The following is a 26323-nucleotide window of genomic DNA, read 5'->3' as shown; positions in this document are numbered from 1 at the left end:
TGCAACTAACGAAATATCACTTTAGCAATTCTCCCTACTACCTGCATTTTATTAAATTATATTAACCGATTGCTGGTTACCGGTTAGGGCCTCCCCCCTTCCCCCTCCAATAGAGGGGGGTATCTTTCCCTACTTCGATCTCAGCAACGCTTCTAAATAATAGTAATCACCATAGTTCAGCGGAACATCCACTTCACTATTAGCTGGCTTAGAACCGGTGCTGTGTAACAAAATAAAGCCTTTATTCTCACCTATGGGCGAACGATAATTGTTGGTGAGGTTTTGCAGGATGGTATTGGCTACCGTGAGGTATTCTTTTTTATTCTTGCTGTATTTGGCCAACTCGTACAAACCGGAGGCAATCACCGCTGCGGCAGAGGCATCGCGTGGTTCATTGGGAATGCCGGGCGCATTAAAATCCCAGTAAGGAATCTTATCTGCCGGCAAATTAGGATGGGTTAAAATGAATTTGGCCACCTTCTCTGCCTGCCGGAGATAAACTATATTTTTTGTTTCGCGGTAACACATGGTATAACCATACAAGGCCCAACCCTGCCCACGCGCCCAGGCGCTTTCGTCGGCATAACCCTGGTGTGTGTTCTTTTTTACCACATTGCCGGTTACGGTATCATAATCCACTACGTGGTAGGAACTATAATCAGCCCGGAAATGATTCTTCATAGTAGTGTTGGCATGGCTTACCGCTATTTTATAAAATGAAGAATCGCCGGTGAGCCGGGTAGCGGCAAACAACAATTCCAGGTTCATCATATTATCGATGATCACGGGATAGCCCCATTGCTCTTTGTGATGGTCCCAGGAACGGATACAACCCACCTTTGGATTAAACCGGGTTGATAACGTTTTGGCCGACTGAATGATCACCTCTTTATACGCAGCATCTTTGGTAAGCTGATAGCCCGTGCCGTAACTACAGTAAATTTTAAAACCCATATCGTGGGTGCCGCCATTGAGTTTTTCTTTTTCTTCCCTCGCAGTAAAGTCCGTTGCGTTTGTTTTCCACTCCGGTTTATGGGTGAACGCATACAGCATCCATAACTCACCGGCAAAGAAACCACTGGTCCAGTCTTTGGCGGGAACCAGTTTCAGTTTTCCATTTTCCAGGGTACGGGGTGATACCAGCTCGGTATTGCCGCCTCTTGTTTCGGCCACACTGGTAAGCATTACCTGGGTTTGTTTTTCGGCATCTGCAAAAATGGGCGCCAGTTTTACCTTTTGCGCCTGTGACAGCAATCCTATAGTCAGCAAAGCAATTGTTCCAGCAAATTTTTTATGCATTCTTATAATTTTGTAGTTAATCCGTGCCACGGTTTGAAACCGTGGCACGGGTCCTGATTATTTAGCTATCAACGGTAACTCCAGCAATTTCATCAGTTCTCCTTTGTCAATAGAAACTGGTTTAATGATCAGTTCGTGTGTACCGGCGGGTAATTCAATAGTATCCATATTATCCAGGGTAAGCACTTTTGTATCGGAGCCGCTGCCGGTTATTTTTATTTCTTTTGAATGGTTGCCGGTTTGTAATACAAACGTGCCGCCATTGCCTTCACCAGCAAGATATTTCATATTTATGGTAAACGTGGCCGGTTTTGTAGTGCGGAATGTCCAGCTTAACCATTGGCTGGCTGACTTCCAGTTCTGTACATAATACCTGCCGGTTTTGCCATCGCCGTAGCTGAATTTCTCCCCGTGCAATTGTGCATCAAATGCCAGCAAACGCTGTTCCGGAATGTTGGCAGAAAATACCCTTATTGAATCTGCTTTTATGGTTGCCTTTAGTTCAAGTGCTATTACAGTGTTCAACGTATCGGGCATTTTTGCCGGCAGACTGATCACCACATCATTTGCATTTACCCTGGTTGCCGTTAACGCTTTCTTATTGGCAAGCAGGTATACTTTAGCCCATTCACTCTGCAGCCCACCTACATACAGTTTATTATCTGCCGGCCAGTTGAACACATGCAAATAAAGGGTGTTGCCCTTCATCGTTGATACACCCCAGCTTTGCAAAGGGAGCGAACTGGCTACTGTTCCATAAATGCTCTCGCCGTTCTTCTCCATCCAGGCGCCAATGCCTTGTAAGATGGTCAGGTCTTTGGTATCGAAGGCCCCATCGCCTTTTGGACCAATATTCATCAACAGATTGCCGCCACGGGAAGCCGATTTCGCCAGCAACTGTACGAAGGCGCCAACAGGCTTGTGACTGTTATCGAATTTATGATAGCCGTACGATTCGTTGGTGGTAGGGATCGCTTCCCAGTCTCCTGTGACGGGGAAAAACTCCAACGGACGGTCGGCAGTATTTTTATAATCACCAAAACTTACCTCTGCACTTCTGGCCAGCCGGCCATTTACTACCACATGGGTATCGGCTTCGCGAATGGCTTTCAGCATGCGGATGTTTTCTGACAACGGTAATTTGGAAGGGGTATCGAACCACAAAATATCGGGATGGTATTTTGCCAGCAGTTCTTTTATTTGCGGGATCGCTTTTTCGTTTACATATTTCTGTGCTTTGGGCAGCAACTCAGGATGTACGTTAAACCAGTTTGCTCCACCGTACAACCCCTTATCTCCACCGGGATTGTTATACTCCCAATCGTTCCCCGGCGCATCGGGATGCTCCCAATCGAACGCATGCGAATAATAAAACCCGAATTTAATCCCGTATTTATGACAGGCTGCCGACAACTCCGCCATGGGGTCGCGCCTGAATGGGGTCTGCTGCACAATGTTGAAATCTGAAACTTTAGTGTCGAACATCGCAAACCCATCATGGTGTTTGGAAGTAATGATCATGTACTTCATGCCGGCCTCCTTTGCATGACGCGCCCAGGCATCGGCATCAAATAACACGGGATTGAACTGATGCGCTAATGTCAAATAATCTGCACGGGTAATTTTTTCTTTGCGCATCAGGTGTTCTGCATAGCCATCTACTCTCTTTCCCTTCCATTCGCCACCGGGCAATGAATAAATGCCCCAGTGAATGAACATGCCAAAACGCGCCTGTTGCCACCAGGTTATGCGTTCGTCATGATTCTTCATGGAGGCAGTCCACCAGCTGCTTACCGCTTCGTCAATTGCCTGCTGGTCACGTTGACGGCCACGATTGAACATCTCTTTGTCTTCATCGCCCTGGGAGAATGTTCTTAGTGTTATGAAGAAGGATAGTATAATTAGTTTATTCTTCATTTTGAGTTTCTTAGTTCTGAGTTCTCGGTTTTCGGCCTCCCCCCAACCCCCCTCCGGTGGAGGGGGAGCTGTTAGCCTCGCGACTAAATTCATTATTCCAAATTTTAAGATCTTAATTCTCTGTTTGGGTTCGGGCTGTTTTTCCACTGCACATTGCCTACTGCCTACTGCCTTACAGCCAGATCAACGGATGCCTTACCGGTAAATTTCTAATTACCTCTTCTACCTCGGGTGCATGGTCGAGTTTTTTCCAGGTGTTGAACCAGTCATTGTTGCCGTAGGTATTGGCGCCGAAGAGTAAGAAGGGTTGGGCTACGGGCCAGTTGTCCCAATACATTACATCGGGCTTTTTGGGCCATTTGCTTTTATCGGCAATAAAAGGATACAGGTACTCTACCCCTTTGCGGATATTGCGGCCATCGGGTGTGTTGTAGTTCCACAGGTTGTCTTCTTTGGTTGAAAGGATCTGGCAAATGGTGGTCATGGCATCGAGGTTAAAGATCGAATAGCCATACGGTTTTGTTCTGCGCAGCTCCTGGGGAAAGCTGCCATCAGCCGCCATCTGATTGGGCAGCAAAACGGTTTTGTACCGGTCGCGACAAAACTGCATCAGCTTTTCATTATGGGTGAACTTTGCAAAACAAGCCGTTTGCATTACCCAGCACGTTCCATGATTATTAGTGGCATTCATTTCATCTTTACCATATTGATGGGTAGTTAACCATTGCAGGTATCGTTCAAACCAGTTTCTGATAGCTGCCAGCAATTGACGGTCCATTCCTTTTGCATTTTCCATATCTGCCAGTCCCTGCACTACTTCCATCAGCTGAATGGTATCGATAATGCCTATACCTCTGCCGGTGAAGCGGCCCTTGATAGCCTGTGCATATTGCAGGTTGGGATTCATCATAGTGGCCGGATCCACAAACCAGGCTTTACAATGTTGCAATGCCTGTTTTACATATTTGTCATCGTGGGTAAGCTCATACGCAGAGGCCAATGCGCCAATGATTTGACTTAACCGGATCATGGCCAGTCTATGCTCTACAAAATTAACGGGATTGGTCATGCCATCGCGTTGCACATAGGGACTATCGGGCGATTGCGGATTGGGCCACCAGTAATCCCCCTCTGAAAAGAAATCGTGTTTACCTCCGGCGCTTCTGGGCGAACTTTGAGCCGTTACCGTAACCGGTTGTTGTTGCAGGGCCCAACCTGCCTGCGCCAGGATCTGTTTACGCAGGGTTTTCATTACTTCCCCTTTGTAGTCGGGTTTGGTGTCTGCTTTCCAATGAATGTTTGTTATGGCGATGCAGAATGCCCAACAAATGATTATTCGGTTAATATTCATGATTAGTATTTTTTACTTGAAAGGCAGTAGGCAGTGGGCAGTAGGCAGTGGGGAATACAGGGTTGCCGATTGTTCGGAAGTCTAAATAATCGCGAACCCACTCACTACTCACTACTCACTGCTCTCACTTCGTCATATATTCAAACGTTACATTACCCACTGTATTCGGTTTTCCCTTTAGTGGTGCAGAAATGGAACCTTTCCATTTACCTGCCTTGTCTTTTTCAACTTTTATTTCGCGCCAGCTGTAGTCGCCTTTTTCATAATTATAGGTTTCGCCATCATCGTCGTACAACAGCCAGGAACCGGGTTTATTCCCATAATAGCGAACCGTTAGATCCACTTTTTCCCCCGCGACGGGTGCATGTAACATCGGTTTCATCATTGGAATGATAGCCCCGTCTTTTACATAGACCGGTATTTTATCCAAGCCGGGTGTTACAGTTATTACTTCGCCATCACCAGCAAAGGCGCCGGTATAGAAGTCGTACCACCTGCCTTTGGGCAAAACCACTTTACGTGTTTTTTGTCCCGTGAACAAGGGCGCTACCAATAAATAATCACCAGCCATGTATTGGTCCCTGATCTCTTTTGATACGGCTTCTGCATACGGGTTATCTTCCAGGCTGGCACTGCCATTTTCCTTTTTTGATTCGGGTACAAAACCTTCTTCCAGGCTCATAGCCCTGAAAGGCGGGATTCCCTGAAAATGATACCGCGCAAATGCGGTATACCAATACGGCATCATTTGCATGCGCAATAAAGCCAATTGCTTTACCGGCTCAGCCACATCCTCATACGACCAGGGTTTGGTACCGCTGGCCCAGGCATTGATCATAGCCATGGGTGAAAACACGACTGTTTGAAAACGGCGCAGCCATTCTTCCGATGATTTAGAGGCCCTTGCTTCGGGCGTCCATAACACGCCGGCAAAACCGCTGTTGATGAGCGCCGTTATAAAATCTTCGTGGTTGTAATAATCGTTGTAGATAACATAAGGGAATGAAGCGCCACCCGCATTGGAACCCCGCACCAGTCCAAAGGTCCTTTTATTCTGCTGGTGATACAATTCAGCACTGTACCGTTGAACCAACAACCCAAAGGTCTGGCGCATTTGCTCGGCAGTTACCCCTGATGGAAAGGTTGCCACATCGGGCCACAGGTAATAATCATAACCATCCACTTCATCGATCTTATATCCGCTCACGCCTATATTGACCTGGTTATTTTTCAACTGATCGAAAAACAGGGTACGGCCCTGCTGTGTCGTAAAATCAGGCACCAATCCATTCCATACTGTGTGCGATCCACTGTATGGAACAATAGCTTTATAAAATGGCGCCTGGGGTGATACATAGGGATTGGTCCAAAGATTTACCCGGATATTTTCTTTTAACAGATCCTGCACAAAACCAGCCGGATCGGGATAACGCGTACTGTCCCAGGAGAAGCTACAGGGATAGCTTTTGCTTTGCCAGCCGGGTTCCAACCCAATAAAATCAAGCGGAAAGCCTTTCTCCCGGAATGCGGCTACTTCTTTTTTTACTTCGTCGGCCGTGTATAATGTTTTTACCCGTTGTGTGAAACCCAATCCCCAGCGGGGTGGTAAACAACCACCGCCATTAAACAGGTTGAAGCGGCGAACGGCATCCAACGGGGTTGGCCCGCCGAAAACATATACCTCTACGCCAGCTGCCGGCACCAGTATTTCCACTGCATCTGAATAAGGCCGGGCACTCCAGCTTTTATCGGTATTCCGGTCTTTGGCAACAGGCGCGTTTTTACTGTCTGCCCGGACTGCAGTTCCGGCATAGATATTTAAATAGCGGGCAGAATTAATAAACACGCCATATCCTTTTGATGAAACATAAAAGGGCGATGGTGCATGGGTCCTGCCATTGTCTTTTCCGCCATAATGATCCACATGCAATTGCAAAATCTTACCCCGTTGGTGTACGGTTTGAAAATTCAACCCAAAACCATACAGCTGTTCGTCCTGTTGCAAAGGGAACCGCAGGTAAGTTTTACCATCCACCACCTTTATTGAAATATCGCTTTGTTCTAATGGAAATCCGGCATGAGCAATGGTTGACAACGCTTCTTTATTGGGTGTGGCGCCTGAAGCTTTTAACAGGTCATAATTTTCAGGCACCCCTGCTGCGGCCTTCCATACACCCGGGGCTGTTTCCGTCCAGGAGAGTTGGGCGTAGGAGAGAGCAGCCTGGAATACAAGTGCCACTATTAATGCTATTTGCTTTATATTTTTCATATGGCTTTTTTTGTGAGTGGTGAGTGGTTAGCAAGTTCACTCACAAATCACTATTCACTAATTAACCGGTACTATAGTATACGTCTTACCCTTCTCTGTCACAAAATCAATACCATACCGCTCTCCCACTTTTAGTTCCGTCAGCGTCGCCTTCGGCTCCTTTTCATAGGGAGGTTGGCCGTAGGAAGTATTTAACGGGTTCATATTGTTGCCTTTTGATTTGTTCGAAGTGACTTCGACTTCTTTAATAGGTTGTAGTGCACTAATGCGGCACAGTCCGCCCGAACCGGAAGTGATGGTAGCTTTTACCAATTTCCCTTCTTTCCAATCCATGGCAACGGTAAAATTGCCGCGTGCTTTTATTCCTTTTATAGAACCGCTCTTCCAGGCATCGGGTAAGGCTGGCAATAAAGCCAGCTCACCATTATGACTTTGCAGTAACAGTTCGGTTATACCGGCGGTAGCGCCAAAGTTGCCATCTATCTGAAACGGCGGATGCGCATCGAACAAATTGGGATATGTGCCGCCGCCACTCATGGCATCTCTTGTTACCGTAGGATCGATATACGTGAAGGCATCACTTAAGATCTTATAGGCATGGTTGCCATCCTGCAAACGCGCCCACCAGTTTATTTTCCAGGCCATAGACCAGCCGGTACTTACATCGCCCCTAAAGATCAATGATTGTTTGGCCGCTGCTGCCAGCGCTGGTGTAGTGGCCGGATTGATCTGACTGCCGGGATACAAACCAAACAAATGCGATAAATGCCGGTGTTTATCATTGGGATCGTCCCAGTCTTTGAACCATTCCTGCAACTGTCCATACTGCCCAATATGAAAGGGGTATAGTTTCTCTTTTGCTTTTATTACCTGTTCACAAAATGCTTTATCTGTTTTCAGAATACTACCTGATTTTATAACCGCGGTGAACAACTCCCGAATGATGCTCATGTCCATGGTAGTAGCCATGCCCACCTGGTATTCCTTACCCTTTATCTTCATGGTGTTTTCGGGCGAGGTAGATGGATTGGTAACAAGCAATCCATTGGCAGGATCGGTTACCAGCCAGTGCAACATAAACTGCGCAGCGCCTTTCATCAACGGCCAGGCATTTTTCAGAAAGGCTTTATCACCAGTGTATAAGTAATGCTCCCAAATATGTGTACTTAACCAGGCGCCGGCCATTGGCCAGCAGCTCCAGCGGGGCATGCCCTTCGGGTCCCAATCGAAACCACCGGGTGGCGATGTTTTTGCCCATAAATCGGAATTATGATGCACTACCCAGCCTTCAGTAATATTATAATTCACCTTTGCCGTTTGCGCACCATTTACTGCCAGCTCTTTTAAGAAATCGAATAAGGGCTGATGGCACTCAGATAAATTGGTATTCTCTGCCAGCCAATAATTCATCTCAGTGTTGATATTCGTGGTATAGTTACTGCCCCAGGGTGGTTGAACGTGATCATTCCAGATGCCCTGCAAATTGGCGGGCCGTGATCCGGGTCTTGAACTGGATATTAGCAGGTAGCGGCCAAATTGATAATACAGCACCTGTAATTGTTGATCGGTGGGGTTCGAGGCATATTGTTTTAACCGTTCATCAGTTGGCAGCTTTGCAACGCCATTGTCGGCGCTCAATTTTAGTTCAACCCGTTTGAACAGGGACTGATAATCGCGGATATGCATCGCTTTTAACTGTTCGTACGAAAGCGCTACCGCCTTTTGCAGATTCGCCTTTGCTTCAACTGCCGGATCTTTGCCTTCCAATCCCGGTGATTTATTAAACCCATTAAAGCTGGTTGCTTCCGATAAATAAATGGTGACGGTATTGGCGCCGCTTACGCGCAATTGATTGCCGGCTTGAACTACGTTGCCGCCTTCGGTTTTTATTTTCACATGTACTTCGAAGTTCATGCCTTCGCCATTCGCCGAATCATAAATTACCTGTTGCGGTTCGTAGTCGCGGTTGGCTACAAATTTAGGGGCTTTGCCGCGCAGCACCAGGTAATCAGCAGTGGAAGTACTTACTTTGAAATGCAATTTACTTGTGAGATCCAGCACGCCGTCTATGCTGCCTTTTTTATCGGCGGTGATCCGCATCACCAGCACTTTGGCCGGATAACTGATAAAGGTTTCGCGTTGGTATTGTACGTTGCCTATTTTATATCGAACGGTTGCCACGGCATTGTTCAGGTCCAGGTTGCGGTTATAAGAAGCCGGCAGGGTATCTTTCGATTGCAAACGCCACCACAGATCGGCCATAGGTAAATAACGGGCTGAATAAGGGCCCTGGATTTTTTTCCATAACGCAGCCGCTTTTTCATAATCGCCTTCAAACACAGCCTGCCGCACCTGGGGCAATACCGTTGGGCCATTGGGATTGTTACCCGCTTCGGGATAACCCGACCACAAGGTATTATCGTTTAACTGCAGCCGTTCGGTACCTACGCCACCGAAGACCATCGCCCCGGTTTTTCCATTGCCCAATGGCAAAGCTGCTTCCCAGGCCACGGCCGGTTTATTGTACCACAATTGCAAACCAGCATCGCGCTGCTGTGCATACAAGGTTGTAGTGACCAGGAAAGAGAATATCGTTAGTGTAATTTTCATATGTCATATTTCGTGAGACCTGTCAGGTCCAATTAAGCCTAATACTTGTTCAAGCTCAAATGATGCATCCGCCAAAGGCGGACAAGCTCTTACAGGTCTTTAAATACGGTCTTTAAGCCTTCGCTTTTTGCACCTATCATCGATTTACCACCATTGGTTTGTACGCGGATGATGGCGCGGCCATTATATGCCTGAACCAATCTTGAACCGCTTGATGTGCCCTGGTTATCGATGAGTTTGCCATCGCCAGCCAGGCTAAAGCGGATCCAGTTGGCAGCATCCAGACAAAGCATGCCTTTATTATCTAACAGTTTTACCTGCATGGTTGCTATACCGTTTGCCTCGCTGATCTTTTCCAGCATCAGTCCTGCAGGCTTGCCCCATTTCTCTGTTTGGTATTGAAATCTGATGGAATCTCTTACTTCCACTTTCCCAGTACGGGCAATCACCTTTACTTCCTGCGCGCCGCCTTTTAATGCTATGTTCCAGCGCAACCCTGCTGCGGGGAAATCCTGGCTATTGCGTTTTTTGATTCCGTAGCTTTTACCGTTCACAAACAATTCTGCTTCGGTACAGTTGGAATATACTTTTATCATTTTCTCTTCATCTTCATTTCCCCAGCGTACCGGCCAGGAATGACCGTAAATATGCACCATTGGCCGGGTAGTCCAATAAGATTGAAATACGTAGTAGGCTTCTTTTTTGGTGAGATCGCGTTCTACCACGCCTTTCTGGTTCATATAAGGAACAGGATTATCGGGCCGTACAGGGGTTGAGAAATCCTTGAAGGGCCATTGTGCTGTACCGGTTAACCAGGGCATGTTTTCCTGTTCTTTCAGGTGCCAGTCAACCAGGTTGCAGAGGTAGGTCTCGCTCCAGTCGCCATCTTTCGACACCCGGGCAGCACCGCCATACAGGCTTGCATCGCCCGCCCGCTCATCGGCACCTCCGCCGGTTTTTACTGATTGCAACGCTTTATCGGGACTTTCTGAATGACGGCCGGCATGACTATCGCCACCCCATTCCACATGTAAAAAATGAGTTACCTTTTTGAATTCCTCTTCTGTAGCCTGTTTATATTCGGTAAACAAACCCCGGTACCAGCCTGCCCAAATGGAGGGAGAATATACATCAACGATATCTTTACAAAAATCGCAACGGCGAATGGCTGTTTTGCGCGAAAGGTCCAGGTGATGCGACAGCTCATTCAACTCCTTCATGAAACTCCTGATCTGTTCTTTATCAAACTCAGGAAAATCACCGGGCCAGTCGTTCTCATTTCCCAATCCCCAGATGATGACTGCCGGATGGTTGTAATGCTGCTCAATCATATTGGTGAGCATGCGGCGCGCCTGTTCTTTGTATACAGGTCCACCGAGGCCACCACGGCACCAGGGAATTTCTTCCCAAACAAAAATGCCTAAACTATCGCACAGGTTTAAAATAATGCGTGATTGCTGATAGTGCCCCAGGCGTATAAAATTCACCCCCATCTCTTTCATCATGATCATTTCCTGGCGCATCATATCTTCTGTCATGGCAGCTGCAACACCAGCCTGGTCTTCGTGGCGATGGGTGCCGCGTAATAACAGCCGTTGTCCATTCAACATAAACGGACCATGATCAACAAACTCGAAATGGCGGAAACCTATTTTCTCCTGCTGCACATAATTGCCTGCCGCTGTGGTTATTGTTGCCTCCACTGTATACAGAACCGGTTTTTGCGGAGACCACAGCTGGGGTGTTTTCAGGGTGAAGTCCGCCAGGTGAATGTCGCTGGTTAAACTGGTTAGTGCTACCTCTTTTTGCTGAACTGGTTTACCGGTGGGGTCGATCAACTTAATAGTTACACCAGCACTCCCGGCCCCCTCCCGGCCTCCTCCGCCAGCTGGCGGAGAGGAGAAATACATTCTCGCGCTTACATTTACACTTCCTAATTTTCCGGTTTTATCAACTTCTGCTTTTGCAAATAATTTATCAATGGCTATTAATGGCGTATATACCAGGTTGAGGTAACGGTAAATTCCGCCATACACGTTAAAATCCGATAAATCGGAAGGGATCATCTCCAGGTCCCTTGAATTATCGGACCTTATAGCAATGGGGATCTTACCCTTGAACTGACTTTGATATACAGCCGTTTTTTTAAAGGCTGCCACCGCATCGGTGATATCTACCGACCATTCATCGTAGCCACCGGTATGCGACCCTACTTTGGTAGTGTATACATAAACATCTGTTTTCTGGCCGGCGCCTTCAAAAAACAGCAGGGTGCGGCCTGTGTTGTATGGATTATTGATATCGAGCTGGGTACGGTACCAGGCAGGTCCCTGGTAATAATTTACATCGGGATCAACGGCATCTTCCGCATTTACACAATGCGGCAGCTGCACAGATTGCCATAAGGGCACGCTTTCCGGGTTTCCTTTTCCCACCGGCCGCATAATTTCCCATATGCCGCCTACATCCTGTTTTAAAAACTCCCAATTACCTGTTAAACGGGTCGATTGTTGGGCACGGGCTGATACATTTACGATCAGCAATAAAAGCAACCATTTAAGTCTTTGCATTATGCGCTATTTAAAAATCCAGCGAAAGATAAGTAAGAACATTGCCACTCTTTTCAGATTGTACGCAATCGTTTCCGGGTTGCACCTGTTTCGTTAAAAATACTGGCCCGGAACTTCAGCGTTCAGGGCCAGCATAGCATTTTTTAATATATATTACATATTCTATTCCGCCGGTACGGTGGTTGTCAAAAAACGGTCAATCACATGTATGGTACCATTCGTAGCCAACAGGCTGCTGGTACGAGCATTGATCACATTATTCAATACAATGGGAAAATCGGATGTATTGGAGGGTGATGAATTCAGCACCTTTATTTTCATCGTAGAGCCATTATTAGGTGTAAACGAAGTTCTTGTAACACCGGCCGGCATGACGGACAAACTTCCCGCCGGCGCCTGTGTATTTACCTCTATATTGTCAATACCCGGAATGGTATAGTGATCATACTCGCCATCTATTAACAGGTACAACAAATAATTTTTCACAAATTCTTTTGGATAGTCGCTCCATTTCGCAGCCGCCTTGCCATTGACCAGGTTAGCGCCAAAAAAGCAATCGGGCTGTACCACGTTTTTATCCAGTCTTCTGATCGCATCGTTGTGCAACAGGATGAATGTTTTGCCGGTTTGCGCATACACATTCATGTCTATCTCGGCATATTGAATACCCTGCAGCATCAACCGGAAGATGGTATCGGAAGGCGCTGCTACCGCATTGGCCCGGTTGTTCAGGTATTCCTGGGCTGTCAGGTTGAGATGCGGATCGAGTGAATGCGGGTCTTTCCTGTAATCGGTTTGGGCTTTATAACATCCCACCAGTGAAAGGGAGGCTACTATACTGGCGGCAATGATCAGTTTATTTATAATGCGGTTCATATAATACAATTAGTTGTAAGGTAAATTTTGTTCTATGGTTTTGTTATCTTCGATCACCTGGCGGTGAATGGGCCACACCAGTTTCCTCATGTCGTCCCCAAACCCAACAGCTGGTGCTCCATATCGCTGCTGGCGAACGATCAGTACTGTGTCCATTACTTTTTTAACATGATCGGTACGTACCAGGTCGAACCATCTTTTTCCTTCGGCAAACAGCTCCAGCTGCCGTTCTTTCAAAATTGTATCTTCCATATCAGCCTCAGCAGCAACAGCCGGGTCTGTAATAAGATAGGCCGGTAACCCTGCCCGTACCCGGATAAAGTTCAGGTACTTCAGCGCATTGGACCTGTCGCCGGTTTTATTCAAAGCTTCTGCATATGATAAATAGATATCTCCCAGGCGATACATGGTGAGGTAAACATTATAACTCCTTTGATCAGGCGCGCCACTTCCGGTTGGGAAAGAAAGTCCTGCGAGGTTGTAATATTTTGTCACCTTATCTATGTGACCTAACCCCAGCAATGTATCTATTGATTTGGCCACCCTGGTATCCGTTGGGTTTGCTTTCCAATTGGAGTGAAGTAAAGAATCTATCCGAATGGGGTTGTTGTTGTTACTGATAGATACGGGTAAACAGGCGCATTCATTTACAAGCTGGTCCCAATGGATGCTCCAGATCGCTTCATTGGTTGCAGTAGGGTTAATAAATAAATTCTTCCAGGTACTGGTTGGCTCCAGGTCTGCCCCCGAAGCACCGTTGTATTTAGTCCCCTTGGGGCCCTGGGCTATAAATACATTTTTCATCCACGTAATGGCATTCGCATAGTCTTTTTGCCACATATATACATCAGACAGTATAGCTGCAATGGTGGCCTCGCCAATATTCCAGACAATTGGTTTTTGATTTTTTTGAATGAGGCCATATGCCTTTTGCAGGTCCGGAATGATCAATTCATTGATGATCTTATCTTTCGACTCTCTTGGCACGCTTGCATTTTCTGCAATGCTTTCGTAGGGTTCCGTTCTGATAACGGCATCGCCCCAGATACGTACAATATAAAAATAACACAAAGCGCGCATGGCATAACACTGCGCCAGGCTGTTGTCGCGGAACACATTGGTTACATTGATATCGTATTTCTGTACCAGGGGTATATTCTTGATGGCGAGATTGGCCCGGTTAATGGTGCGGTATAAACCAGACCAGTCGGAAGTAAAGTTGCCCGAAGTAAGCTGGTTCAAGGACAGCTCGGTAATAGCTGAATTGGGATATTGCGAACGGTCGAAGTTATCGCTGCGGCCTTCGCCCCAATAAAAATAATTACCGTTACCTGATCCATCGCCCGTCATTTCATCCTGTAAAGAGGCATACATGCCAGTTATGGCGGCATTGATATCTTTTTGCTTGGTAAAATAGTTTTCAACTGGTACCTGCGAAAGCGGTTCTTCGGTTAAGAATTTCTTACAACCGCCTGCTATTATAAGCGTACTTAAATAAAAAAGTATATGGGCTGTGCGTTTCATGATTGCAATAATTGAGCAGTTTAAAAATTAAGGTTCACACCAATTCCTACTTCCTTTCTTTTGGGGTATTTACCACCGTCTTCACCGATATTCAACCCGGAAGAGCTGAATTCAGGATCGTACCAGCTGTAATCGGTAAAGGTGAGCAGGTTACTGCCGTACACGTATATTGCCCCGCCACTTACTTTACTCAGCTTTTTTAACTTATTGCCCAATGCATACGTAAGCCGTAAACTCGACAACCTGATAAACGAACCGTTCTCTATATACAAACTGTTGTAACCATTGCTGATGCTGCCGCGCGTGTCTTTGCGGGCAAATAAAGGATATTTGGAAACATCGCCGGGCTGATGCCAGGAATACAATGCCGCATCCCATACAGGTGGTGAATAGGTTGATGAATTCGCATTCTGGTCATTCCGCACTTTGTTATATATGTCATTACCAACCTGTCCGTTCACCAGTACGTTCAGGGTAAAGTTTTTATAAGTGAAGGTGTTGGAGATCCCAAAAAAGTAATCCGGCAATGCGTTTCCTGCTATTACTTTATCTTCTTCGTCGATGATACCATCATTATTTACATCACGCCATTCCGTATCGCCCCCTTCCAGCTTAAACCCAGCGCGTGATTTGCTATACACGGTACCGGTATAGGACTCGCCATTGAGCAGGTATGTGCCATCAGGCGTTCCGTTTGCACCTAATACCGGGGTTAGTTTTGCTCCATCCTTAGAATAGGCATTTGATTCGTTCCATTGGTATACCCCCTCATTCTGCCATACATAAAAATCTCCCAGGCGGCCGCCTTCCCGGATAAGCCATTTGTTACCTGAAATAAATGAGGTGTGGTTGGCCAGTTCCTGAATACGGGCATCCTGGAAAGAAATGTTACCCATCAGGTTCCAGGAAAAGTTTTTGGTATTCACAACATTACCGTTCAATGTAAACTCCAGTCCACTGTTTTTAATAGTACCCAGGTTTACCGTCACGCCATCCAAACCGGTTTCGTTGGGCAGCCTGCTTGTGTATAATAAATTGGAGGTAACTTTTGTATAATAGTCTACTGTTAAGTTTAACCGGCCCTTTAAGAAGGAGAGGTCCATTCCAAAATTCGAAGAGGTGGTACCTTCCCATTGTATGTTGGGGTTACCCAGTGTAGCACTCGGTGCAGCAGCATTGGCGCCGTTGTAATATTCCTGACCAAAATTCATTAAGAAATAGGATGCATAGTCGCCAATGGCATCATTACCGGTCTGTCCAATACTAAAGCGCAATTTTCCGTCTGCTAACACACCCCTTGTCCAGTCCATAAAAGATTCGTCGGAAAACCGCCAGGCGGCTGATCCGGAAAAGAAGTTACCCCATTTGTTGTTGTTACCGAACCGGGAAGATCCGTCGCGGCGCCAGGTACCTTGTGCAATATATTTTCCCTGATAGCTATAGCCCAGCCGGCCAAAAAGCGACGCATCCGAGTGTGCAGTGGCAGAGGTGCCGGTTCCATCCAGCACAACACCGCCAGCATTGGAAGTGAGGATCGTTTCACTGAGGTAATTTTTCATCCCGATCCTAAACCCGTCTCTGCGTCGCCTGTCGGCACTGAAACCAAGCAATCCAGTTATGCTGTGATCGGTACCAATTGTTTTTCTGTAGTTCAGGTAATTCTGGAACTCCCAATAAAATTCTTTGTTGAAGGTATTGCTTCCGGTGGCATCCCCTGTTCCACCCGACGTTAATGAACTTGGCGTCAGCTGCCGGTTGGTCTCATTGTCGAGCTGCGCATTGAACTGGCTGGTAAATTTCAAATTGGGAATGATATCGTAATTTATTTGTGTATTGATCTGGGCCGTGTAATTATTATCCAGGTCTATATTATTCAATGCATAAGCCACCGGGTTACGTTTCGATTCCACATAACTGGCCAGCTGACCATCTGGTCGATAGATACTCGTCCAGGGATTTCGTTCAAATACCTGTCTCGCGGATGTACCTACCGGGATCTGGTTACCCGTTTGCCAGGCAAAGGCCAGCGTATTGCTGATAGATAGTTTTGAAGTGGGTTGATAAGTGATGTTAAACTTTGACTGTATTCTCTTTATCCAGCTATTAATCACTATGGATTTATCATCGGTATAATTTAATCCGGCATAGTAAGTCATCCCTTTCTGACTGCCGCCGCCTAAACTTATTGAAGCAACCTGTTTATTGGCAGTTCTAAACAGCAGGTCCTGGTAATCGTTATCTGCATTGAGGTAAGGGTTCACCGAATCGACATTTATCCCGTTGTTGCCATCACCGCGCATTTTGCGGTAATAGCGCAATTCATCGGCACTGGTGGTACGCAGCTTATGCGCTAACTTACCCATCAGGTGGTAATAATTTACATTGATGGCAGGTTTGCCTTCTTTTCCGCGTTTTGTTGTAATTAAGATTACGCCATTTGCGCCACGTGCGCCATAAATGGCGGCTGAAGAAGCGTCTTTCAGGATCTCGATATTTTCGATATCTGCAGGATTAACAAAATTGCCGTTGTTGCTGATGATGCCGTCAATTACATACAACGGGCCATTTCCCGATGCATTGATGGTAGAGGCGCCGCGCACCTGTATGGTGCCCTGTCCGGCGGGGTCGCCGTTGTCGTTGGTGACCAACACACCGGCAGCCTGTCCCTGTAAAGCATCAAACAGGGTTACCGGTTGTCTTTGTTCAATTTGTTTGGCACTGATTGAAGATATGGCGCCGGTAAGGTCTCTTTTCTTTACCGCTCCGCCATAACCAATAACGACCACTTCATTCATGTCGTTTAAACTTTGCGCCAGCGTAACGTTGATGTTGGTTCTGCTTCCCACTGCCTGTTCAGAACTTCCATAACTTACCAGTGAAAATACCAGTACCGATTGCGCATTGGGCACATTCAGTGTATAGGCGCCTTTATTATTGGTAACCGTACCGGAAGTAGTGCCTTTTACCGATACACTTACTCCGCCGAGGGGAGCGCCTTTGTCATCCTGTACCACACCGTCAACCTTGATGGTTTGGGCGTGAACGGAAATCAGGAAAACACATTGAAATAATAGCAACAGCAGGCATACGCGGCCCGGGGAATGGACCGCTTCAAAAGAAATGGCTTTCTTTTTCATACAGCAGTTAGTTTTTTACAATCCATGCCCTGTCAGCAAGCGCATGGAATGTCGTCAGTTTATACAATAGAGTTTAATAGTGCAACCACTTGCAAGTAAACAACTATTTAGTATGCTGAATTTTGCTAAATTCACAATGTGGTAAGCTATATTAACATTTGATAATCTTTTCAATAAAGGATTTATCCTGGTCTTAATCAGTTAACTTTAGATAGAGAACAATTGACATGCGGAGTTAATTCAACACTCTCCGACTTGTTTTTCTGTCAGTTAGCCTCTTTTTTCCGGGCATAATTTTTTAAGCATTTTCAATAAAACTCCGGTTATGGCAAAAGCAAAAACACCTAAAACAAAACGCTCTGATGAGGAGCTGAACGATATTTCCGCTAACCAGGAACAAACCCCGCCCAAGGATGGCACTGCCAGTAAAATAAGAAAGGAAAAGCTGGCGCAGGATGAATCCTATATCGAGATCCCTGATGTATCCGATATTCCCGGTCAGGAAGGAATTGTAAATGCCGGCGTACCCGGCGCCATGAAGGACACTACCGCTTCCTCCGATGACGAAGAGGGTGTTCGCCGTGGAAGGGATATCTTTAATGAAGATGACGACGAAGTACAGATCGTGATGGGCACCGAAGCCGATGTAACGGAAGAAGACCTGGAAATGCTGGGCGATCCCGACCAGGACCAGGATATGAATGAAGATGAATTTGTTGATAAAGAAGGGCTGGACAATACCGATTTTGACGGCGACCCGTTAAATGAGGCTTCCGTGAGTGAAGTAAGCAGCGGCGACGACCTGGATGTTCCTGAGGAGGGAGAAGATGATCCCAAGAAAACCGAGGATGACGAAGAAAACGATTATTACAGCCTGGGCGGGCCGGATAACGATGCATTAGAAGAAGAAAAGGATTAAGCGTAGGCCCTTCCCGGTCCTGAGTTTCAAGTAAAATATGTGTTTATAACAATTAAGGTGAATCAAACACCAATCGGTGGGTGGTTCACCTTTCTGTTTAGCTGCATCTTTGCCTGTAAATGACCCAGGCATTATGAAGTATTCTTTATTGTTGCTATTTACGCTGTTTTCGCTGGTAGTGCTGTCCCAATCCACCCCTCCCATCGTAATACAAACAAAAAACACCAGCCTGGTATTTACCATTGGCAAAAACCACCGCGTGTATCAAAGTTACCTGGGTGCGCGGTTAGCAAATACAGCATACGATCATATTTCGGGTGGCCAGGAAGCTTATATGACCGCCGGGATGGAAAACCTGTTTGAGCCTGCCATCCGCCTGGTGCATGCCGATGGCAACCCTTCCCTTGAATTAACGTACGCCACGCATACCACCAATCAAAAAGACAATGTGACTACCACCCGCATTGTATTGAAAGATTCTGTTTATCCCGTGGAAGTGACACTACAATACACTGCTTATTTTAATGAAGATGTTATTACCGCCAGCGCCACCATTCAACACCACGAAAAAAAGCCGGTGCGGTTGACGCATTACGCCTCTACTCTTTTACACTTCAGCGCCGATAATTACTGGTTAACGCAGTTTCATGGAGAATGGGCCCGGGAAGCGCAAATGGTGGAGGAGAAACTAACTAATGGCATAAAGAACATCGAGAGCAAGCTGGGGACCCGCGCAGACTATTATCAAACGCCGGCTTTTTTTCTATCGTTGAACAATCCCGCTACCGAAACCAGCGGTGAACTAATTGCCGGCACCCTTGCCTGGACCGGCAACTTTCAATTTACCTTTGAAGTGGATCAACGAAATCAATTGCGGGTGCGTCCGGGTATAAATCCCTATGCATCGGATTACACGCTGAAACCGGGTGAACTGTTCACCACACCCGATTTCATATTCACTTATAGCAGCCAGGGTAAAGGTGAGGCCAGCCGTAACCTGCATCGCTGGGCGCGCAACTACGCGGTACTGGATGGCAATGGCCCGCGTCTCACGTTACTAAATAACTGGGAAGCCACTTATTTTAATTTCAATGAAGATAAACTGACAGATCTGTTCGATGGCGCTAAACAACTGGGCGTTGATATGTTCCTGTTGGATGATGGGTGGTTTGGCAATGCCTTTCCCCGTGACAACGACAAAGCCGGCCTTGGCGACTGGCAGGAAAACAAAACCAAACTACCGCATGGCATTGGCCACCTCGTTAGCGAGGCAGACAGGAAGGGCATTAAATTCGGTATTTGGCTGGAACCGGAAATGGTTAACCCCAAAAGCGAACTGTATCAAAAACACCCTGACTGGATCTTACGCCTTCCCAACCGTGCCGAAAACCTGTCGCGCAACCAGCTGGTGCTCGATCTTACCAATCCGGTTGTACAGAATTTTGTTTTCGGCATCGTTGACAGCCTGCTTACAAAAAATCCGGGTATTGCTTATATCAAGTGGGATTGTAACCGCCCGATGTCGAATACCTACTCACCTTATCTGAAGGAAAACCAGTCACACTTATTTATCGAATATACCCGCAGTTTTTATAAGGTGCTGGACCGCATCCGCGCGAAATATCCGCACCTGCCCATTATGTTATGTTCCGGTGGTGGCGGCCGCACCGATTTTGGCGCCTTGAAATACTTTACTGAGTTCTGGCCAAGCGATAATACCGATGGGTTAGAGCGCGTATTTATCCAGTGGGGGTATTCTTACTTCTTTCCAGCTAACACCATTGCTGCACATATAACCAGCATGGGAAAAGGGCAATCGCTTAAATTCCGCACTGATGTGGCCATGTCGGCCAAACTGGGTTACGACATTCGCGTCAATGAAATGACGCTGCAGGAATTACAATTCAGCCAGGAGGCAGTAAAAAACTATAAACAACTGAGTGATGTCATTTGGTTTGGCGATCTGTTCCGCCTTATTTCACCGTATGAAGAAAACCGATCTGTATTGATGTACGTGAACGACAAAAAAAGCAAGGCCGTTCTTTTCAATTATAATTTAACCACCCGCCGTAAAGACCTTTTCACCAGGGTACCATTGCAAGGCCTCGATCCTAAAAAGAATTACCGGTTCCACGAAACCAACCTGTTCCCCGGCACTAAAGCCAACAACCCTGATAATGACAAAGTGTTCACCGGTGAGTATCTGATGACCATTGGTTTGAACCTGGCGCCCGGGAGGGCGTTGGCGTTGACGAGTAATATATTTGAGATAACCGAAGAATGAACCGGGATGGTGGGATTATTTAATCAACTATCTTACTACCAGCTCTTATAAGGCTTCTTCGCCAAATTTGAATTGGAATACTTCTTTTCAGAAGTTACTTCTTCACTTATCCATTCCGGGCGGGAGAAGGACTCGTTTTCATCATCGAGCTCTATCTCTGCTACAATCAGCCCTTCATTGTCGCCATGGAACTCATCTACTTCCCACAGCTTGTTATCATAGGTAATGAAGTTTCTTATTTTGCTTACAACGGTGTCACAAAAACCATCTAACAGCTGTTGGGCCTCATCAACAGGAATGCTGTATTCGAATTCGGGGCGCGAAGCGCCTACGGAGAGTCCTTTTATAGTTAAGAAGGCTTCGTTGTCAGTAAGCCGTACGCGGATCGTTTTTTCGGGATCCGATACGATATATCCCTGCCGGTACAATGACCGCTTTTCTTTTTTTACCTGGTTCCATTTTTCTTTATTGACCAGGAACTTTCTTTCTATCTCGATACCCATAACCCAAAAATACTACATTCTTCCTATCTGCTTAATTTTTCAGTTCTTTCAACTTCTCCATGGCGGCATCCCTGGTTTCCCTGCCTCCTAATTTTGCAGTGAGTTCAAAATATTTTATGGCGTTGGATTTATCGCCTTTTCGTTCATACATAGTAGCGATGTTGTTGAGAACGATCGCATCTTTAGGCATGATCTTCTCGGCCCGGAGTAACGATTCCAATGCCTTATCATAATTACCTTGCAATCCATACGTAATAGCCAGGTTGGAGAGGCTTTCCACATGCCTGGGATAATATCGCAGAACGGTTTGGGCAATCTTCCGCATTCTGCCTATCTGATCGTCACCCGCATCGTATAACTGTACTACGTATTCCTGAATATTGCTCAGGAAAAAACGTTCCGGGTTTTCCAGTTTTTTATTGTCGGCCCAGGTCCACTGGCTTTTTAATTTATTACCCATTTCAATGGCCCTGATGATCTCATTGGTAAAGCGTTCATAGTTTTCGATCTGGCCCAGGGCATAGATCTTTCCAAAACGCATATCTAACCGGGTTGTATAGGTATTTATTCCTTTGTCGATGTATTGAAAGGCTTTTTGCAGCAGGGCGCTGTCGTAGTCGAAGTCATCAGAAAGAAAACCAACCTGGGAACCGGCGCTGTCTGTCAGTGCAAGGGATGCATTTCCATTTCCGGAATCTGACAGTTCCACCATTTCCTGGCGGCTGGCCTGGAAATAATAATTGAAATAAGCCACATATAATTCTGCATCGGTGGGATTTTTCAGCTGCCATTGCTGCAACAATTGCCGTTGCGCAGCGGTATCTTCTTCTTTTAACAACTGATAGAATTCTCCTTTATAATTTTGTGCAAAGGATTGTCCTGCAAGGAGAACTAATAAAAACAGCACTATTTGTTTTGGCATTGTCGGGTATTGGGGTAGCCAAATCTACAAATAGCGGTTAAAAAAACTTATTAATTTTTACCAATGGGTGTTCTTTGTCGATAAGCGACACTTTATTTGCTATTTACTCTTTTGAAGAAAGTAATGAATGGCGCAGATGGCATTGGCACAGTGCCCGCTCCAATGCGCGTCGAAGTTCCACTTAAAATCCCAAACCGCATTTTGTTTGGCTTCTGACGAGTTCATGCCATACAACAACAAGGTTTGTTTCAGGTATTTATAAATGGCGCCCAGGTCTTCATACAGATCACCGTATACAATACCCGCATCCTTTTTTTTGGCAGTAGGATCGAATACATACCAGTAATAGCGGTAGTCCCATAATCTGTCGGCTATAAAATGGAGGCTTCGTTGAAATTCAAGTTCGTCGAGCTTTACTTCGATCTTCTGATCGCTTTTTTCTTCCATCAGGATCATGCAATTGCCCAGGTTATACAGGGCCAACAAATGATTTTGTGATTGAAGAATAAAATGGCGGGCTGTTTCTGCTTCGTGAGATTCAATGAAGGAACAATATCTTTTAGCAGCATCGATGAAGCTGGTAAACTCGTTGGTGGCAATAATTTTAGATACTAGTATCTTATCAGATAGTGGCAAAGTGTTCTCAATAGCTGTTATTGAATAATGGTTGCTATTGGAATGTCCAAAAATGATGCCTATTTGTTGTACATACGACACTAAAAACCGGGCTGTTATTGTAACCCAGCCCGGTAGTTGTGTTTTTAAACGTACGACCGTACATTTCATCACAAAAATTCAGTTAATACACGCATATAAACAGTAATTATACTGTATTATAATTTATAGTTGTATGATGCGGGCGGCACCCTCTTTGAGGGCATATGCTGTTTCTTTCTGGCCCTTTTTAATAATTACATTGAGTTTACCGGCTCCTGCCCGCTTCACTACAATGTCAAATACACTTCCAAATGAATGAATGTTCCGCAAGGCCATCTGGTTCCAGCCATTGGGCAACCGGGGTGCGCATTCGAAGCTGTTAAAACCGGTAGGACGCATCCCAAACAAGCCTTCGGTATAGATGCGGCAATACAAACCACTCTCGGCCGATAAATGCCGCTGGTTACCTTCAGGGTAGGCTTCGACCGCATAGGGCACATGCTCTCCCAATAACCTCCGTTGTGAATAATAATGCAGGAATTCCATAGCCTTCTCCGTTTCACCGGCTGCCAATACGCCACGCAATGCATACAGCGTGCTGCGGTCCCAGAACGTTCCATTGCCAGCCAGCGAAGCCAGTCCGTCTGCCGTCCACAAACGGGGAGAAAATAATGCAGCAATGGTTCCTTCCTTTCTTTCGAACAGTCCAACTATTAAGGGCGAACAGATCCAGGCGCGCAGCGTATCATTGCCTTCGTAATATCGATAGGTTTCGAACCCTTCCACATTGGCGCCAAAATACCGTTCTATATTTTTCCGCATGGTTTGCGCTTCCTGCTCATACCGGTTGATTTGTTCTTTCGACACCTGCAATTGCTTTCCCAACAATGCAGCGGAGTGCAACGCATCATAATACAATACACTGGTGTTCAAATTTGCTTTGCCTGCCGGAAAGCGGTTTTCGAGTTCATCGGTGTTGCTGGCCACTACTCCCTGTTCGTTTACTTTTCTTTTTAAATACTCCAGACACCATTCAATCAGCGGCCACAACACTTTGGCTGAATCTGTGTTGCCATACGTTAATGCATAGCGTGATGCGCCATAAGCGATCATCGCCATATCGCCTCTGTCTTTGGCTCCATGCCAGGTGGCATCGCCTTCGGCAATAATGGAACTGGGAATTGGTTCGTACTTTTCGTTCATGTACCTGGCAAACCAGCGATACGCATTCATGGCCGATTTATTTCCAGCTTCATCGCCCAGGAATGCAAAAAATGGATTTACATATTCGGCCTGATCATTTGCCCAAATGGCGGCATAATACCGCAAACCACCGGGGCCATGTAAATACCCGCCTTTTGTTTTATAAATGCTCTCAGTGGCCCGGATCTTGGCAAATGCAAAGGCTGTATTTAAAACCGGATCGGGAGTTTCCAATTGCAGCAGAGATTCAATATTGTTTACCCGTTGCAGGCGGCCCCTAAAAGAAGCATTCACATCAACCGCTGGCAATGGATTGTTTTTATCTGCTGCCTGGTATAAAATGCCGAACTGCACCGAGTCGCCGGGTGCTACCGTTTTCAATCCTTCATTGGCGGTAGTTACTATAAAGCTGTGTGGTACAGGTGTGGTCCTTTCACTGGCCGGACGCACTTCCCGGTACAAATATTCCATTTCAATTTTTATGGGTTGTTTACCCGTATTGGTAAACAACCACTTCTCCAATGCTACCGGTTTATCTACCGAAGGGAAAAGTGTGCGTTGTAAGGTAACGGACCTGTCTTTTCCTATTTCACTGTTTATTTGTAAAATGCCTTTCTGCCTGATGCTTGTTACTTTCTCAGGCATATCGGGAGCTACTGCTGCATTGTAAACACCGGCCTTTAATAATCTGTCGTTGATGAGGAACCGGGGCAAGTCGCCATCGTTTATGTTGTAGGTCATACTGGCAATGGTACGTACCGGCAACAATCGAAATGTAGGGAACACCATGGTGCGGTCTATAACCGGTTGTCCTTCGCTATTAACACCATACTGTACCCACATCGACACTTTTTCGCCACTCATCTCCACATGGTCGTTATGCGGCAGGCGGTTGTCGATGGGCCATTCAATACTTCCATCGGGTAATATTTTCCAGCGGTCCTGTTGAACAGGCAGGGGCGATTGTTGGGCCACCAATGATAACGAGATAAAACAGGACCCGAGCAAGCAGGTCCTGGTAAGCAATTTATTGAAGTTCACGACACAAGTTTTTAAAAAGTTAAACAGCGTTTCGACTGCGCTCAGGACGCTCAGGGTTATCGTAACAACGCCGTAGCACACCATAACACCGGAGCCTGACCGTGCAGGTCGCCTATATTACGTTTGCGGTCGAGGTAGTATTGCCGATCGTTCTTTTTATTAGTGCCTTCACACACTTCCCGTACATCATCATTACTGTCGATATAAGTGATCAGTGCCAGCCAGCCTTTACGGGCGGCGGGTCCATACGTAGCAGCATCGAGCCACCCATTTTTAACCCCGGTGATCATGGCAAAGGTGAACATACCGGTGCAGGAAGTTTCGGGCCATGATTCGGCATCATCTATCAACTGCCGCCACATACCGTTTTCCGCCTGGTATTTCAGCAGTGAAGCCATCATGGTTTTGTAACCTTTCATAATACGTTCCCGGTATTGACTTTCCTTCGGTAATGAACGCAGCAACTCGGCCATGCCGGCTGCCATCCAGCCATCACCACGGCCCCAGAAATAAGGTACATCGGGTGCATGATAGAAAAGTCCATTCGGCTTCTGCAATGAATCCAAATACAGCACCATTTCCTTCGCCGCTCTTTCAATGTATTTTTTATCATTGGTGGCGCGGTAGGCTTGTGACTGTACTGCTGTGATCATAAACATATCATCGATCCACATGCGGGTTTGCCAGGAAAAACCGCGGTTTAAATAATCCTGTGATTCGGGTTTTACATGCGGGCCCTCCGGATTGTCCCACTGTTTATCGGCAAAACGTTTTCCTATTTCAAGATAGCGGTTGTCTTTTGTTTGCATATACAATTCAAAGGGCACTGATCCAAATACGGTGGCATCCACATGCACCGGTTTTGGGATCAGGGTATCCTGCGCACCGAACATAGGATCGAAACGTTGTACCAGTTTTTGTACAAGCTGTTTATCACCGGATTGTTTTGCAAAGGTGAGCGCTCCATACCAGGTACAGGTTTCGGGATAGGTAATTGTTCTTGGTGGGGTGGTGCGGCCAAAATTGGTATGTGGTGTAAGTACAAAATGTTCCGCCACTCTTTTTCCCACTTCCTGTGGCGAGGCGCCGGCAGGCCATTTGGTGAGATCGGCCATGGCCTTTTTGGATTGTGCTTCACAGACTACCGGGTGTAATTGCGCCATTCCCAGCGCCAATATCAGGCATTGAATCGTTTGTTTCATTTACTCGTAAGTTTGAATATATTGTTTTAAAAATCAACT

Annotated in this window: 16 protein-coding genes; 2 read left to right on the top strand and 14 right to left on the bottom strand. The window is 46.3% G+C overall.

All coding sequences use genetic code 11. The annotated features are described in order from the left end of the window. Positions 1-129: 129 nt before the first annotated feature. The 9 genes from BMX95_RS07440 to BMX95_RS07400 form a co-directional block, all read right to left on the bottom strand. Positions 130-1299, bottom strand: coding sequence for a glycoside hydrolase family 88 protein (locus BMX95_RS07440; RefSeq protein ID WP_081201423.1), 1170 nt, complete (start codon positions 1297-1299; stop codon positions 130-132). A gap of 57 nt (positions 1300-1356) precedes the next feature. Continuing rightward, a complete protein-coding gene (locus BMX95_RS07435; protein ID WP_081201421.1) occupies positions 1357-3216 on the bottom strand; it encodes an alpha-L-fucosidase in 1860 nt (619 codons plus the stop codon). 172 nt (positions 3217-3388) lie between these two features. Continuing rightward, entirely contained in the window at positions 3389-4567 is a 1179-nt protein-coding gene (locus tag BMX95_RS07430; RefSeq protein WP_081201419.1) for an alginate lyase family protein, read from the bottom strand. 124 nt (positions 4568-4691) lie between these two features. Further along, the gene (locus BMX95_RS07425; protein ID WP_081201417.1) at positions 4692-6836 is read right to left on the bottom strand and encodes a glycoside hydrolase family 31 protein; all 2145 of its coding nucleotides are present in this window, start codon (positions 6834-6836) and stop codon (positions 4692-4694) included. A gap of 57 nt (positions 6837-6893) precedes the next feature. Then, positions 6894-9446, bottom strand: a complete 2553-nt coding sequence (locus BMX95_RS07420; RefSeq protein ID WP_081201415.1) for a glycoside hydrolase family 95 protein — start codon at positions 9444-9446, stop codon at positions 6894-6896. 89 nt (positions 9447-9535) lie between these two features. Next, on the bottom strand, positions 9536-12016 hold the full coding sequence (locus tag BMX95_RS07415; RefSeq protein ID WP_081201413.1) for a glycoside hydrolase family 2 TIM barrel-domain containing protein: 2481 nt from the start codon (positions 12014-12016) through the stop codon (positions 9536-9538). 162 nt (positions 12017-12178) lie between these two features. Beyond that, entirely contained in the window at positions 12179-12892 is a 714-nt protein-coding gene (locus BMX95_RS07410) for a hypothetical protein (RefSeq protein ID WP_081201411.1), read from the bottom strand. 9 nt (positions 12893-12901) lie between these two features. Continuing rightward, positions 12902-14416 (bottom strand): RagB/SusD family nutrient uptake outer membrane protein, encoded by a 1515-nt coding sequence (locus BMX95_RS07405; RefSeq protein ID WP_081201409.1) that lies wholly within the window; start codon positions 14414-14416, stop codon positions 12902-12904. Positions 14417-14436: 20 nt separating this feature from the next. Then, a complete protein-coding gene (locus BMX95_RS07400; protein WP_081201407.1) occupies positions 14437-17553 on the bottom strand; it encodes a SusC/RagA family TonB-linked outer membrane protein in 3117 nt (1038 codons plus the stop codon). 325 nt (positions 17554-17878) lie between these two features. On the opposite strand from BMX95_RS07400, the gene BMX95_RS07395 reads away from it, so the two are divergent. Both BMX95_RS07395 and BMX95_RS07390 read left to right on the top strand, forming a co-directional pair. Next, complete coding sequence (locus tag BMX95_RS07395; protein WP_081201405.1) at positions 17879-18472, top strand: hypothetical protein; 594 nt, start codon at positions 17879-17881, stop codon at positions 18470-18472. A gap of 133 nt (positions 18473-18605) precedes the next feature. After that, the gene (locus BMX95_RS07390; RefSeq protein ID WP_081201810.1) at positions 18606-20756 is read left to right on the top strand and encodes an alpha-galactosidase; all 2151 of its coding nucleotides are present in this window, start codon (positions 18606-18608) and stop codon (positions 20754-20756) included. Positions 20757-20791: 35 nt separating this feature from the next. Here BMX95_RS07390 and BMX95_RS07385 read toward each other — a convergent pair whose 3' ends face one another. The 5 genes from BMX95_RS07385 to BMX95_RS07365 form a co-directional block, all read right to left on the bottom strand. After that, the gene (locus BMX95_RS07385) at positions 20792-21259 is read right to left on the bottom strand and encodes a CYTH domain-containing protein (protein ID WP_081201403.1); all 468 of its coding nucleotides are present in this window, start codon (positions 21257-21259) and stop codon (positions 20792-20794) included. Positions 21260-21290: 31 nt separating this feature from the next. Further along, complete coding sequence (locus BMX95_RS07380; RefSeq protein WP_081201401.1) at positions 21291-22181, bottom strand: tetratricopeptide repeat protein; 891 nt, start codon at positions 22179-22181, stop codon at positions 21291-21293. A 99-nt stretch (positions 22182-22280) separates the two neighbouring features. Continuing rightward, entirely contained in the window at positions 22281-22967 is a 687-nt protein-coding gene (locus BMX95_RS07375; RefSeq protein ID WP_081201399.1) for a DUF5063 domain-containing protein, read from the bottom strand. Between the two features lie 54 nt (positions 22968-23021). Beyond that, positions 23022-25082, bottom strand: coding sequence for a glucosidase family protein (locus BMX95_RS07370; RefSeq protein WP_081201397.1), 2061 nt, complete (start codon positions 25080-25082; stop codon positions 23022-23024). Between the two features lie 56 nt (positions 25083-25138). After that, the gene (locus BMX95_RS07365; protein WP_081201395.1) at positions 25139-26284 is read right to left on the bottom strand and encodes a glycoside hydrolase family 88/105 protein; all 1146 of its coding nucleotides are present in this window, start codon (positions 26282-26284) and stop codon (positions 25139-25141) included. Between the last annotated feature and the right edge of the window lie 39 nt (positions 26285-26323).

The sequence above is a fragment of the Niastella yeongjuensis genome, from assembly GCF_900110245.1.
Taxonomy (GTDB): domain Bacteria; phylum Bacteroidota; class Bacteroidia; order Chitinophagales; family Chitinophagaceae; genus Niastella; species Niastella yeongjuensis.
The sequence above is the reverse complement of the archived record's forward strand: the minus strand, read 5'-3'. Positions and strand labels throughout refer to the sequence as shown.

Bases quoted from the DNA above. Each gene is read 5' to 3' on its own strand.
- BMX95_RS07440 (WP_081201423.1), bottom strand. From the start codon at position 1,299: ATGCATAAAAAATTTGCTGGAACAATTGCTTTGCTGACTATAGGATTG.
- BMX95_RS07435 (WP_081201421.1), bottom strand. From the start codon at position 3,216: ATGAAGAATAAACTAATTATACTATCCTTCTTCATAACACTAAGAACA.
- BMX95_RS07430 (WP_081201419.1), bottom strand. From the start codon at position 4,567: ATGAATATTAACCGAATAATCATTTGTTGGGCATTCTGCATCGCCATA.
- BMX95_RS07425 (WP_081201417.1), bottom strand. From the start codon at position 6,836: ATGAAAAATATAAAGCAAATAGCATTAATAGTGGCACTTGTATTCCAG.
- BMX95_RS07420 (WP_081201415.1), bottom strand. From the start codon at position 9,446: ATGAAAATTACACTAACGATATTCTCTTTCCTGGTCACTACAACCTTG.
- BMX95_RS07415 (WP_081201413.1), bottom strand. From the start codon at position 12,016: ATGCAAAGACTTAAATGGTTGCTTTTATTGCTGATCGTAAATGTATCA.
- BMX95_RS07410 (WP_081201411.1), bottom strand. From the start codon at position 12,892: ATGAACCGCATTATAAATAAACTGATCATTGCCGCCAGTATAGTAGCC.
- BMX95_RS07405 (WP_081201409.1), bottom strand. From the start codon at position 14,416: ATGAAACGCACAGCCCATATACTTTTTTATTTAAGTACGCTTATAATA.
- BMX95_RS07400 (WP_081201407.1), bottom strand. From the start codon at position 17,553: ATGAAAAAGAAAGCCATTTCTTTTGAAGCGGTCCATTCCCCGGGCCGC.
- BMX95_RS07395 (WP_081201405.1), top strand. From the start codon at position 17,879: ATGGCAAAAGCAAAAACACCTAAAACAAAACGCTCTGATGAGGAGCTG.
- BMX95_RS07390 (WP_081201810.1), top strand. From the start codon at position 18,606: ATGAAGTATTCTTTATTGTTGCTATTTACGCTGTTTTCGCTGGTAGTG.
- BMX95_RS07385 (WP_081201403.1), bottom strand. From the start codon at position 21,259: ATGGGTATCGAGATAGAAAGAAAGTTCCTGGTCAATAAAGAAAAATGG.
- BMX95_RS07380 (WP_081201401.1), bottom strand. From the start codon at position 22,181: ATGCCAAAACAAATAGTGCTGTTTTTATTAGTTCTCCTTGCAGGACAA.
- BMX95_RS07375 (WP_081201399.1), bottom strand. From the start codon at position 22,967: ATGAAATGTACGGTCGTACGTTTAAAAACACAACTACCGGGCTGGGTT.
- BMX95_RS07365 (WP_081201395.1), bottom strand. From the start codon at position 26,284: ATGAAACAAACGATTCAATGCCTGATATTGGCGCTGGGAATGGCGCAA.